The sequence below is a fragment of the Serinicoccus sp. CNJ-927 genome (assembly GCF_001942435.1).
GTDB lineage: Bacteria > Actinomycetota > Actinomycetes > Actinomycetales > Dermatophilaceae > Ornithinicoccus > Ornithinicoccus marinus.
Genome location: NZ_MKKF01000011.1, coordinates 154,509 through 166,599, shown reverse-complemented (window position 1 = coordinate 166,599; position 12,091 = coordinate 154,509). Strand labels below are relative to the sequence as shown.

11 protein-coding genes and 1 pseudogene are annotated in these 12,091 nt (G+C 71.9%); 2 read left to right on the top strand and 10 right to left on the bottom strand.

The annotated features are described in order from the left end of the window. Positions 1 to 3: 3 nt before the first annotated feature. Positions 4 to 846: a peptidoglycan-binding domain-containing protein gene (locus BJF86_RS04785; RefSeq protein ID WP_075817168.1), complete on the bottom strand. Its 843-nt coding sequence runs from the start codon at positions 844 to 846 to the stop codon at positions 4 to 6. A 184-nt stretch (positions 847 to 1,030) separates the two neighbouring features. On the opposite strand from BJF86_RS04785, the gene BJF86_RS04780 reads away from it, so the two are divergent. Next, positions 1,031 to 1,642 (top strand): DUF4126 domain-containing protein, encoded by a 612-nt coding sequence (locus tag BJF86_RS04780; RefSeq protein ID WP_075817167.1) that lies wholly within the window; start codon positions 1,031 to 1,033, stop codon positions 1,640 to 1,642. Here BJF86_RS04780 and BJF86_RS04775 read toward each other — a convergent pair. The 5 genes and pseudogenes from BJF86_RS04775 to BJF86_RS04755 all read right to left on the bottom strand — a co-directional run bounded on the left by BJF86_RS04775 (position 1,633) and on the right by BJF86_RS04755 (position 6,610). Then, positions 1,633 to 2,073 (bottom strand): hypothetical protein, encoded by a 441-nt coding sequence (locus BJF86_RS04775; protein WP_075817166.1) that lies wholly within the window; start codon positions 2,071 to 2,073, stop codon positions 1,633 to 1,635. The genes BJF86_RS04780 and BJF86_RS04775 overlap by 10 nt on opposite strands. 137 nt (positions 2,074 to 2,210) lie before the next feature. After that, positions 2,211 to 3,056 carry a 16S rRNA (cytidine(1402)-2'-O)-methyltransferase gene (gene rsmI / locus BJF86_RS04770; RefSeq protein WP_075817377.1) on the bottom strand — a complete coding sequence of 282 codons (846 nt, stop codon included), beginning with the start codon at positions 3,054 to 3,056 and terminating at the stop codon, positions 2,211 to 2,213. 81 nt (positions 3,057 to 3,137) lie between these two features. Then, a pseudogene (locus BJF86_RS04765) lies at positions 3,138 to 3,889 on the bottom strand (succinate dehydrogenase/fumarate reductase iron-sulfur subunit). Beyond that, on the bottom strand, positions 3,886 to 5,889 hold the full coding sequence (locus BJF86_RS04760; protein WP_075817165.1) for a fumarate reductase/succinate dehydrogenase flavoprotein subunit: 2,004 nt from the start codon (positions 5,887 to 5,889) through the stop codon (positions 3,886 to 3,888). Before BJF86_RS04760 ends, BJF86_RS04765 begins: the two are co-directional and overlap by 4 nt. 19 nt (positions 5,890 to 5,908) lie before the next feature. After that, entirely contained in the window at positions 5,909 to 6,610 is a 702-nt protein-coding gene (locus tag BJF86_RS04755; protein ID WP_075817164.1) for a succinate dehydrogenase cytochrome b subunit, read from the bottom strand. A 98-nt stretch (positions 6,611 to 6,708) separates the two neighbouring features. Between BJF86_RS04755 and BJF86_RS04750 the strand changes: the two genes are divergently transcribed. Then, positions 6,709 to 8,319 carry a dolichyl-phosphate-mannose--protein mannosyltransferase gene (locus BJF86_RS04750; protein ID WP_083652721.1) on the top strand — a complete coding sequence of 537 codons (1,611 nt, stop codon included), beginning with the start codon at positions 6,709 to 6,711 and terminating at the stop codon, positions 8,317 to 8,319. A 116-nt stretch (positions 8,320 to 8,435) separates the two neighbouring features. Here the strand turns inward: BJF86_RS04750 and BJF86_RS04745 are convergent, their stop codons facing one another. From BJF86_RS04745 to argF, 4 genes are read right to left on the bottom strand one after another with little or no spacing between them, the layout of a single operon-like run. Then, positions 8,436 to 8,855 carry a tetratricopeptide repeat protein gene (locus BJF86_RS04745; RefSeq protein ID WP_237767382.1) on the bottom strand — a complete coding sequence of 140 codons (420 nt, stop codon included), beginning with the start codon at positions 8,853 to 8,855 and terminating at the stop codon, positions 8,436 to 8,438. 7 nt (positions 8,856 to 8,862) lie between these two features. After that, positions 8,863 to 10,482, bottom strand: a complete 1,620-nt coding sequence (locus BJF86_RS04740; protein ID WP_075817162.1) for a PH domain-containing protein — start codon at positions 10,480 to 10,482, stop codon at positions 8,863 to 8,865. Beyond that, a complete protein-coding gene (locus BJF86_RS04735; protein WP_075817161.1) occupies positions 10,479 to 11,000 on the bottom strand; it encodes a PH domain-containing protein in 522 nt (173 codons plus the stop codon). The genes BJF86_RS04740 and BJF86_RS04735 overlap by 4 nt, the downstream gene beginning before the upstream one ends. Continuing rightward, complete coding sequence (gene argF, locus BJF86_RS04730) at positions 10,997 to 12,001, bottom strand: ornithine carbamoyltransferase (RefSeq protein ID WP_075817160.1); 1,005 nt, start codon at positions 11,999 to 12,001, stop codon at positions 10,997 to 10,999. The genes BJF86_RS04735 and argF overlap by 4 nt, the downstream gene beginning before the upstream one ends. Between the last annotated feature and the right edge of the window lie 90 nt (positions 12,002 to 12,091).

Here is a 12,091-nt window from a genome sequence, read left to right as displayed (position 1 = left end):
CCGCTACTCCCCCTTCGGCACCGTGAGGGCGCGCCAGGTCAGGGGCCCGACGACGCCGTCGACCGGCGGGGCGAACATGCCCTGGAACTCCCGGACCGCGGCGTCGGTGAGCGGTCCGAAGGCGCCGTCCTCGGCGAGCCCGTGCAGCATCGACTGCACCGCCCGCACGTGGTCGCCGGTGTCGCCGAGCCGTGCGGTGGCGATGAGGCCGGGCCAGTCGAGCTGCCCGCACGTCGTGGAGATGAAGGTGGCCCGCTGCGTCTGCTGCCAGGAACGCACCGCCTCCCCCGTCACCGGGCCGTACGCGCCGTCCACGACCAGCGAGGCGCCGTGGTGGCGGAGCAGGTGCTGCACCGCCCGGACCCGCCAGTTCACCGCCTGCGTGTGCCCGACCTTGGCCATGCCCCAGACGTGGCTGCCGGCGCGCATGGTGGAGAGGAACGACCAGGTCTCCCGGCCGGCGAGCCCGTCGATGCTCAGCCCCCAGCGCCGCTGGAACTCGGCGACGGCCGCGGCGGTGTCAGGCCCGTACACCCCGTCCACCGCGAGCGCGGGCACGCCGACCCGCCCGCCGGGGTCGAAGCCCTGCACCCCGCGCACCGCCTCGCCGCTGGAGCCGGGACCGGTGGGGACGACGAGCGCAACCCAGGTCGCGGTGTCGACGTCCCCGGTCGACGGCAGCCCCTGGTCGGACTGGACGGCCGCGACGGCCGCCGCGGTCAGGGGCCCGAAGAGCCCGTCGACGACGAGGGACGCGCCGCGCTCCCGCAGGAGGAACTGCATACCTCGCACGACGAGCGGGGCCGCGTCCCCCGGGGACAGGTCCCTCCACGGTTCGACGTTCATGATCGCTGCCTCTCCGGCCGGGCACGGTGCGACGGCCTCTGCCGGTCGGAGGACCCTGCCGCCCCCTGGATACCTCCTCGACCCGACCGGTCCTCGGCCGGCAGGAGGGGACCCGCCCGTATGCCGCGTGGTTCACTGGTGGCGACGGCTCCCGCCGGGGGCCGCCGAGTCAGGAGGCCATGACGTGCTCGCTGCCCTCACCGGAGCCGGCCTGTCGGCTGCGGCGGGGCTGAACGCCTACATCCCGTTCATCCTCGTCGCGCTGATCGCACGCTTCACCGACGTCGTCAACCTGCCGCACCAGTACGCCTGGATCGAGTCGAACTGGGCCATCGGCATCGCCGCCGTGCTGCTGCTCTCGGAGGTCGTGCTCGACAAGGTCGCGCTCGTCGACCACATCAACGACGCGGTCGGCACCTTCGTGCGCCCCGCGACGGGTGGCCTGATCTTCGCCGCGACCACGGCGGCCGAGGACTTCGAGGCCGGCTCGTCCTTCATGCAGGACAACCCCTGGGTGGGCGTGCTGCTCGGCATCGTCACCGCCGGGATCGTGCACACCGGCAAGGCGGTCAGCCGCCCGGTCGTCAACGCCGGCACGGCGGGCATGGGCACCCCGGTCGTCTCGGCCGCCGAGGACGGTGCGGCGGTCACCCTGTCGCTCGTCGCGATCTTCCTGCCGGTCCTCGTGATCTTCCTGCTCCTGCTGCTCCTGTGGGGCGGGGTCGTGCTGTGGCGGCGCAGCCGCGCCCGCAGGCGTCACCGGGACCAGCTGATGGCGGACGCCGGCTACAGCTGATCGCGCGGGGCCGGGGGCATCTGGTCGTCGAGGGACTGCGGGCGCAGCAGCGCGGCCGTCAGGCCGCAGACAGCGGCGAGCACGACCAGCCCGGCGCCGAGCATGAGCATGACGCCGACGAGGAAGGGCCAGGCCCGCTCGGGGACGGCGTCGCTGCGCGACCAGGCATAGGTCCCGACGAGGGTGCCGAGGAGGGTCGTGATGGCGGCGATACCGCCCAGGCCGCGGGCCCGTCGACCGTTGACGAACCACCCGGCGGCGACCCCCAGCGCCCCGCCGACGGCGGCGACGGCCCCGCACCAGACCATCGACCACGTCGTAGGGTCACCTGCATCGCCCGGCAGCACCTGCGTCGTGGCGTAGACCGCCACCAGGCCGGCGAGCACGCCACCGGCCAGGCCCCCCAGGATCGCCATCCAGTTGAACCGCATGCGTGCCTCTCGTCGTGGAGTCTGAGCCCGTCACGGTACGGGCCGGGGCACAGTCAACCATGGGCTTGCCCGCCCCACCAGGGGCCGCACCGCGGTCGACCAGGGTTGCCCGAACGACACGTCCCCACCGCGCGGGGTCAGCGGGAGCGGACGGCCTCGTCGTAGATCGCCCGCGCCGACAGGCCCGTCCGCCCGGCCAGGTCCCGCGTGACGTCCTTGAGACGCTCCCCGGCGGCGACCCGCTCCCGCACCTCGGGTATGACGTCGGCCGGGTCGGTGGTCATCGCTGCTCCCCGCGGGCGACCGGCCACGACCACGGTGATCTCGCCCTTGACCCCGTCGACGGCCCAGGCCGCGAGCTCGGCCAGCGTGCCGCGCCGCACCTCCTCGTAGGTCTTGGTCAGCTCCCGGCAGACGGCGGCGGGCCGGTCCTCGCCGAGCACCGTCGCCATGGCGGTCAGGGTCGCGGCGAGCCGGTGAGGTGCCTCGAAGAAGACCAGGGTGCGCGAGTCGTCGGCGACCTCGGCCAGCACGCGCTCGCGCTCCCCGGCCTTCCTCGGCAGGAAACCCTCGAAGCAGAAGCGATCGACCGGCAGGCCGCTCACCGCGAGCGCCATGAGCACCGCCGACGGGCCGGGCACGCAGGTCACCGGGACGTCGGCCGCGACGCACGCCTGGACCAGGCGGTAGCCGGGGTCCGACACCGAGGGCATACCGGCGTCCGTCACGAGCAGCACCCGGTCACCGCCCTCGATCCGCGCGACCAGCTCGGGTGTGCGGGCGGCCTCGTTGTGCTCGTGGTAGCTCACGACCTCGCCACCGACCTCGATCCCGAGCCGGTCGGTCAGCCGGCGCAGCCGGCGGGTGTCCTCGGCGGCGACGACGCCGGCGCTGGTCAGCTCGTCGAGCAGGCGCGGGCTGGCGTCGCGGGAGTCCCCGATCGGGGTGGCGGCCAGGACCAGGGCCGCGCGGTCCTCAGTCAGCACGCGCACTTCCCCGTTCTGGACAGAGGTTTCTCGGGGACGCGCCCCACACACCCGTGTCCATCAGGGTGCGGGCGACGCTCAGTCGCCGGCGGAGGCGCCGTAGCCGGCCCGGCGGTAGTCGCCGTTGAGCTGGCCGATGACGTTGAGCGGGATGCCCTTGGGGCAGGCGCGGGTGCACTCGCCCAGGTTGGTGCAGCCGCCGAAGCCCTCGAGGTCGTGCTGGGCCGTCATGGCGACCACCCGGGCGTCGCGCTCGGGCTGGCCCTGCGGCAGCTCGCCGAGGTGGGTGACCTTGGCTCCCATGAAGAGCATGCCGGAGGCGTTGGGGCAGGCCGCGACGCAGGCGCCGCAGCCGATGCACTCGGCGGCCATGAAGGCGCGGTCGGCGTCCTCCTTGGGCACCGGGGTCGCGTGCGCGTCCGGGGCGGAGCCGGTGTTGGCGGAGATGTAGCCGCCGGCCTGGATGATCCGGTCGAAGGAGGTGCGGTCGACGCAGAGGTCCTTGATGACCGGGAAGGCGTCGGCACGCCAGGCTCGATGACGATCTCGTCGCCGTCGTTGAAGCTGCGCATGTGCAGCTGGCACGTCGTGGTGCGCTCGGGGCCGTGCGCCTCGCCGTTGATGACGACGCCGCACATGCCGCAGATGCCCTCGCGGCAGTCGGAGTCGAAGGCGACCGGCTCCTCGCCGTCGGCGATGAGCCCCTCGTTGAGCAGGTCCAGCATCTCCAGGAAGGAGCTGTCCTCGCTCACCTCGTCGAGCCGATAGTCCACCATCCGGCCCGTGTCGGCGGGACCCTCCTGGCGCCAGATCTTCAGCGCGATCCTCACTTGTAGCTCCTCTGCTTCAGCTCGATGAAGTTGTAGACGAGGTCCTCCTTGTGCAGCACCGGAGCACCCTCGTCACCACCCCACTCCCAGGCGGCGACGTAGGCGAAGTCATCGTCGTGACGCAGCGCCTCGCCGTCCTCGGTCTGGCTCTCCACCCGGAAGTGACCGCCGCACGACTCGCGCCGGTGCAGCGCGTCGACGCACATGAGCTCGCCGAGCTCGAGGAAGTCGGCGACCCGGCCCGCCTTCTCCAGGCTCTGGTTGAGCCCCTCGGCGCTGCCCAGGACGCGCACGTTGGACCAGAAGTCCTCGCGCAGGGCGCGGATCTCCTCGATCGCCCCCTTGAGCCCCTCCTCCGAGCGCTCCATGCCGCACTGCTCCCACATGATCTTGCCGAGCGCCTTGTGGTAGCTGTCGACCGACCGCGTGCCGTCGATGCTCATCAGCCGCTCGATGCGCGAGGTGACCGCCTGCTGCGACTCGACGACGGCGGGGTCGTCGTCGTCGATCTTCGGGAACGGCCCCTTGGCGAGGTAGTCACGGATGGTGTTCGGCAGCACGAAGTAGCCGTCGGCCAGACCCTGCATGAGCGCGGACGCACCGAGCCGGTTGGCACCGTGGTCGGAGAAGTTGGCCTCGCCGGTGACGAAGAGCCCCGGGATCGAGGACTCCAGGTCGTAGTCGACCCACAGCCCGCCCATCGTGTAGTGCACGGCCGGGTAGATGCGCATCGGCACCTGGTAGGGGTTCTCCCCGGCGATGCGCTCGTACATGTCGAAGAGGTTGCCGTACTTGGACCGGACGGCGTCCTCACCCATGCGCTCGATGGCGTCGGCGAAGTCGAGGTAGACGCCGCGCCGCACACCGTCGACGGCGGGTCCGACGCCGCGGCCCTCGTCGCACATGTTCTTGGCCTGCCGGGAGGCGATGTCGCGGGGCACGAGGTTGCCGAAGCCGGGGTAGATCCGCTCCAGGTAGTAGTCGCGGTCCTCCTCGGGGATCTCGCGCGGGTCCTTGTCGCAGTCCTCGGCGTTCTTCGGCACCCAGATGCGGCCGTCGTTGCGCAACGACTCGCTCATCAGGGTCAGCTTGGACTGGTGGTCACCGCTCTGCGGGATGCAGGTCGGGTGGATCTGGGTGTAGCAGGGGTTGGCGAAGTAGGCGCCCTTGCGGTGCGCCCGCCAGCTCGCGGTGACGTTGCAGCCCATCGCGTTGGTGGACAGGAAGAAGACGTTGCCGTAGCCGCCGGAGGCCAGCACGACCGCGTCCGCGAGGTGGGTCTCGATCTCGCCGGTGACCATGTCGCGGGCGATGATGCCGCGCGCCTTGCCGTCCACGACCACGAGCTCGAGCATCTCGTGCCGGGCATACATCTGCACGGTGCCGGCCGCGATCTGCCGCTCCAGCGCCTGGTATGCCCCGATGAGCAGCTGCTGGCCCGTCTGGCCGCGGGCATAGAAGGTGCGGGAGACCTGGACCCCGCCGAAGCTGCGGTTGTCGAGCAGACCGCCGTACTCGCGAGCGAAGGGCACGCCCTGCGCGACGCACTGGTCGATGATGTCGGTGCTCACCTCGGCGAGGCGGTAGACGTTGGTCTCGCGGGAGCGGTAGTCACCGCCCTTGACCGTGTCGTAGAAGAGGCGGTGGATCGAGTCACCGTCGCCCTTGTAGTTCTTCGCCGCGTTGATGCCGCCCTGCGCCGCGATGGAGTGCGCGCGGCGCGGGCTGTCCTGGTAGCAGAACGACTTGACCTGGTAGCCCGCCTCGCCCAGCGTCGCGCCCGCGCTGGCCCCCGCCAGCCCGGTGCCGACGATGATGACCGAGAGCTTGCGTCGGTTGGCCGGGTTGACCAGGGCCGCCTCGAACTTGCGGTTGGTCCAGGTCTCGGAGATGTCCCCGCCCGGGGCCTTGCTGTCGGCGACCGGGGCACCCTCGCGGTAGAGGCCGTTCACCAGCGACGAGTCCTGGTCGGGCTCGGTCTCGGTCAGGGTGTCGCTCATGCTGCGCTCCTCAATCACGTCAGTCGATGATGCCGAACAGGATGGACAACGGCGGGATGAGGAAGCCGACCACGACCACCGTCGCCACCAGGATCGCCGTGAAGCGGATCTGCTCGGCCCGCTTGAGCGAGGTGTTGAGCCCCAGCGTCATCGCCGCGCCCCAGACGCCGTGCAGCAGGTGCATCCCCAGGAAGAACATCGCGGCGACGTAGATGAGCACCGCCCACCAGACGCTGAAGCTGCTGATGACCCGCTCGGCGGGGCTGGCGTAGGCCCCGTCGATGGTGATCGTCTGGGTGGTGAAATGCAGGATGTGGAAGACGACGAAGGCCAGCAGCGCCAGCCCGCCCCAGCGCATGGCCTTGGCGTAGAACGTGCCGTAGGAGGTCTTCTTCTTGCCCGCGTAACGGGTGGTGCGCGCGCCCCCGGCGCGGCGCCACAACGTCATGCTCGCCCAGATGTGCAGGAGCACCGAGACGAGCAGCCCGATCCGCGCCACCCAGAGCACGCCCTTCTCCGGGATCATCGGCTCACCGAAGGTCCGCAGGTGGTGGGCGTACTCGTCGAAGGCCTCGGGCCCGACGAGGATCATGAGGTTGCCGTACATGTGCACCAGCAGGAAACCGACGAAGAGCAGCCCGGTGACCGCGACGACGGTCTTCAGCAGGATGCTCGGCGGGCCCGTGCGGGCCGCTTGCCTGGGAGCAGTTGAGGTGGCCACCCTCTGATTCTAGCGCCCGACCTGCGGCGACTCCCCTCGGCCCTGCACCCCCCGGCAGGCACCCGGGACGTCCCGGGTCAGCACCTACGATGACCGGTATGGAGTCACTGCGGGCGCGCCTGCTCGGCCCGGCGCCCGCGACGCTCACGTCGCAACGCCGTGCCGCGGCGCTCGGGATCCTGCTGCTGACCCTCGTCGGCGGGGCGCTGCGCTTCTGGCGACTCGGCTACCCCGACCGGCTCGTCTTCGACGAGACCTACTACGTCAAACAGGGGTGGTCGCTGATCCGCTTCGGCCACGAGCGGGAGATCAAGAGCGGGCTGGAGGAGCCGGACGCGCTCTGGACGGCGGGCGACCCGGACGTCTTCGGCGACCAGCCCGACCTCATCGTCCACCCGCCCGTCGGCAAGTGGATGATCGGGCTCGGCGAGCTCGTCACCGGGCCCGAGTCGTCCACCGGCTGGCGGCTGTCGGCCGCCACCGTCGGGACGCTGTCGATCGCGCTGCTCGGCGTCGCGGCGTGGCTGCTGTGGCGCAACGCGCTGCTGGCGATCAGCGGGGCGACCCTGCTCGCGGTCGACGGGCACCACTTCGCGTCCTCGCGCATCGGGCTGCTCGACATCTTCCTCATGTGGTGGGTGCTCCTGGCCTTCGTCCTACTCCTGCTGGACCGGGAGCAGGGGCGCCGTCGGCTCGCCGCGCGCTGGGGGCCGTGGTGGGAGCGCACGCACGGTCCCGGCGTGAGCGTGCCCCGGTCGCCCTGGGCGCGCGCCCGCCGCTGGTGGGGGCCCAGCCTCGGGATCCGGTGGTGGCGCCTGGCCGCGGGGGTATGCCTGGGCCTGGCGATCGGGACCAAGTGGTCCGGGCTCTACTTCCTCGCCGTCTTCGGGCTGATGACCGTCGCCTGGGACCTCGGCGCTCGCCGGGCCGCCGGGGCGCGGGACTGGCGCGCGGGCACGGTGGTGCGCGACGGCATACCCGCCTTCCTGCTCATGGTGCCGACCGCATTGCTCACGTATGTCGCGAGCTGGGCCGGGTGGTTCGCGACCGCCGGGGGGTGGAAGCGGCAGTGGGCGGCCGAGAACCCGGCTCCGTCGGGCAGCCTGGTCGGGCTCGTGCCGGACCCGCTGCGCTCGCTGTGGGCCTACCACCAGGAGCAGTGGAACTTCCACATCGACCTGGCCAACGACCACGCCTGGAAGTCCAACCCGTGGAGCTGGACGGTGCAGTGGCGGCCCACGCTCTTCTACGCCGAGTGGCCGAAGCAGGGCGAGAAGGGGTGCGAGGCCGCCGAGTGCGTGGAGTACATCGCCTCGCTCGGCAACGTCGTGCTCTGGTGGGGCGGCACGGTCGGCCTGCTGGTCGTGGCGTTCTTGTGGCTGCTGGGGCGGGACTGGCGGGCGGGCGCCGCGCTCTCCGGGATCGTCGCCGGCTGGCTGCCGTGGCTCCTCTACCAGACGCGGACCGTCTACAGCTTCTACGCGGTCGCCTTCGTGCCCTGGCTGGTGCTCGTCGTGGTGTGCTGCCTCGGGCTGGTGCTCGGCCGCGCCGACGCCTCACCGGCGCGCCGCCGCTGGGGCGCGGTCGCGGTGATCGGTTACCTGACGCTGGCCGCGGCCTGCTTCGCGTGGTACTGGCCGGTGCACACCGCCATCACGATCCCGCGCGAGGCGTGGAACCTACGCATGTGGTTCGACTTCTGGACCTGAGGGCAGCCAGCGGGGCCGTCACAGGGCGGAACAGTCGCCCGATGGCCCGGTCGTGCGGCGAAAGCGACCCGGTTCCGGCCCCTGAGTGGGCCACTCGACGGGGCTCGGCGGTCGCTTCAGACATCCAGCCCCATCGCCTCGGCCATCTTGAGGTGCGGCGCCCCCTCCTCGGCGCGGCCCGCGCGCTGCAGGGTCCGGGCCAGCACGAGGTGGGCGTAGGCGTCGCTCGGCCATCGCTCGACCATGGCCCGCAGCTCGGTCTCCGCCGGGCCCAGCCGCGCGGAGTGGTAGTAGCTGCGCGCGAGCAGCAGGCGCACCTCCGCGTTGCCCGGGTCCGCCTGCGCCAGCGGCTCGAGCAGGGCAGCGGCCCTCAGGTAGTCCTTGGTCTCGAAGGCGAAGGTCGCCCGGTCGTAGCGCGCGTGGTCGTCGAGCTGCTCGTCCGACGGCAGCGACACCGCGTCATCGCGTCCCTCACCCCGTGGGTCGTCGGCGCCGGTCCCGTCCAGCCCCCGCAGCATGTCCTCGAAGTCGCCCATGCTCCTCCTACGCGCGGAAGCCGTCGAGCATTCCCGGGGTGGCCCGGTCGGCGAGGTCGACCGCGAGCGGCACCGGGATGTTGGGCGCCAACAACTGTTCGTTGCCCGCTGCGGTGGTGGCGGTGAGGTCCGCGAGCCCGAGGCGGCGCTGGAAGAAGCTCTGGTCGAGGGTCCACCCGATGATGCCCGCCCGCTCGAGCACCTCGCGGCTGCGGATGACGGCGCCGGTCTGCACGATCACGTGCCCGTCGGTGAGCCCGTGCCCGAGGTTGCGCCACGCGCTCTCGGCGATCAGCAGGTTGAGGAGGACGACGACGGCCAGCACGGCGAGCGGCCCCCACCAGGGCAGCGCCTCGAAGATCCACACGTCGAGGACGAAGGTCGGTATGCACGCCAGCCCCGCCAGGACGAGGCTGCCCCACTGGCGCCGAACGTGGATCCGGCGCCGGGCCCGGGGCCCGTGCCCGACGAGCGGCATCGTGAGCGGGCCGTCCTCGCCCAGCAGCTGGTGGCCGACGTCCTGGACCACCCGGCGGGGCGCCGGGGGGAGCAGCTTGACGCTGCCGCCCGCACCGACCCCGGTGGCGAGGGCGGCCAGCTCTCCGCCGCGCACGAAGCGCAGCAGGAACTGCTCGGTCATCAGGACGCCGCGGATCTTGCCGCTCTCCAGGGTCTGGCTCCTGGTGGTGAACAGCCCCCGGGTGAGCCGGATCTTGCCGCCGCCCTCCCGGACCAGGCGGAGGTTCCACCACGTGATGACGTAGGAGATCGTCGACACGAGGAGCCAGCTGATCAGCAGGATCGCGAGCGCGCCGAGGACCAGGACGGCGACGGCCTGGGCCACCACCCACTCCCAGGCGCCCTCGGCGACGGCGACCTCGTCGACGGGGATGTCGTCGCCGAACTGGCCGAGCACACCGAGGGCACCCGCGACGACGACGAGGCTGGACAGGCTGAACGGCGCATACCGCAGCCAGCTCCAGTCGATCCGGGCCAGCTCCTCCTCCGGGGCGGGCAGGCTGCGCTCGGGCTCGCCCGCCGGCGCGTCCTGCGGCGTCCCGGCCTCCGCGACCTCGTCGTCGGCGAGGTGGGACCGGGCCAGCAGGTCCACCCGCAGCTGCGCGGCCTGCTCGCGCGGCAGCCCGTCGAGGGTGATCTGCGAGGTGTCGACGCCCGTGCCGACCTGCGCCTTGGTCAGCCCGAGGACCCGGCGCAGCAGCGAGGACTCCAGGTCGACGCTGCGGATGCGGTCCAGCGGGGCGGTGACGAGCTTGCGGTTGAGCCACCCGGTGCGCAGCTGCAGCTGCTCGGGGGTGAAGCGGTAGCGGGTGAAGTGCCAGGAGAGCAGGCCGAAGACGACCGCCAGCACAGGGAAGACCAGCGCGATCCAGATCCACGGGCCGCCGCCGCTGAGACCGTCACCACGCATGACCTGGAAGACGACCAGGGCGAGCGGGACGATCATCGACCGCAGCGCCAGCAACGGGTGGACCAGCAGCATCCGGGGGCTGAGCCGGTGCCAGCCGTCGTCCGGACCGGCGTCGGCGGTGCCCACCGGCGGCATACCCGCGACGTCGGGCCGCTCCTCGACCTCCGGCCCGGCGCCGGGGGCGTGCGGCTCGCTCACGTCGCGTCACCCCGGGTCTGCCCGGTGACCCGGGCCAGGTCGGCGGTGACGCGGTCGGCGAGGTCGGTGTCCAGGCACGGGAGGGTGATCGGTCCCGCGGCCGAGGCGGTGGTCACGGTGACGTTGGCGAGCCGGAAGAGCCGCATGATCGGCCCCCGCTCGGTGTCGACCGTCTGCACCCGGGACAGCGGCGCGATGCGCTGCTCGCGGGAGAGCCACCCGGTCTGGGAGAACACCCGCTCCCCGGTGACCTCCCAGCGCGTGCGCCGGTAGCGGATCGTGGGCTCGAGGATCAGCTCGAGGACGTTGTAGACCATGATCAGGACGAACAGCGGCCCGAGCCACCGCGCCCAGGAGTCCGGCAGGAACCAGTGGATGGTGAACAGGACGCCCCACGTGAGGACGCTGCCGATGAAGTTCTGCACCACCCAGTAACGCAGCGCACGCGGGCTCACCTGGTGCGCCGGCTCCCGCAGCGCCGGGCCGACGTCGACGTGCTCGGGCTGGACGACGGTCATGCGAGGGTCGCCACGAGGAGGGCCTTGATGGTGTGCAGGCGGTTCTCCGCCTGGTCGAAGACGATGCTGGCCGACGACTCGAAGACCTCATCGGTCACCTCGAGACCGTCCTTCAGCTCCGGATGGGTGTCCATCAGCTCCTGCCCCACTGCGGTGTCGGTGTCGTGGAAGGCCGGCAGGCAGTGCATGAAGCGCGCCGCCGGGTTGCGCGTGGCCGCCATGAGATCGGCATCGACCTGGAAGGGCATCAGCTGCTCGATCCGCTCTCCCCAGGCGTCGGCCGGCTCCCCCATGGAGACCCAGACGTCAGTGTGCACGAAGTCCACGCCGGAGACGGCGGCGAGGGGGTCGTCGGTGATCGTCACCCGCGCACCGGTGGTCCCGGCGACCTCCTGGCACAGGGCGACCACGGAGGGGTCAGGCTGCAGCCCGGCCGGGGCACCGACGCGGACGTCCATGCCGAGCTTGGCGCCCAGCAGCAGCAACGAGTGACCGGTGTTGTTGCGGGCGTCGCCGAGGTAGGCGTAGGAGATCTGCGACCACGGCTTGTCGCAGTGCTCGGCCATGGTGAGGGCGTCGGCGAGCATCTGCGTCGGGTGCCACTCGTCGGTGAGGCCGTTGTAGACCGGCACACCGGCATACCGGACGAGCTGCTCGACGGTCGACTGGGCAGCGCCGCGGTACTGGATCGCGTCGTACAGCCGACCGAGGACGCGGGCGGTGTCCTTGATCGACTCCTTGTGCCCGATCTGGGTGCTCTTGGGGTCGAGGAAGGTGGTGTGGGCGCCCTGGTCGGCGGCGGCCATCTCGAAGGCGCTGCGGGTGCGGGTCGAGGTCTTCTCGAAGATCAGCGCGACCGACCGGCCGACGAGGCGGCGCTCCTCGGTGCCGGCGCGCTTGGCGGCCTTGAGCTCGGCGGCGAGGTCGAGCAGCGACCGGATCTCCTCCGGCGTCTCCTCCACCAGGGACAGCAGGCTGCGCCCCCGCAGGTCCACGGTCATGGTCGGGCTCCTCGCTCGGGTGCGGACGGCCGGGTCTCACCCGCCGGCCGCTGGGCTCCAGCCTAGTCATCGCGCGACCGCCGGCTCTCG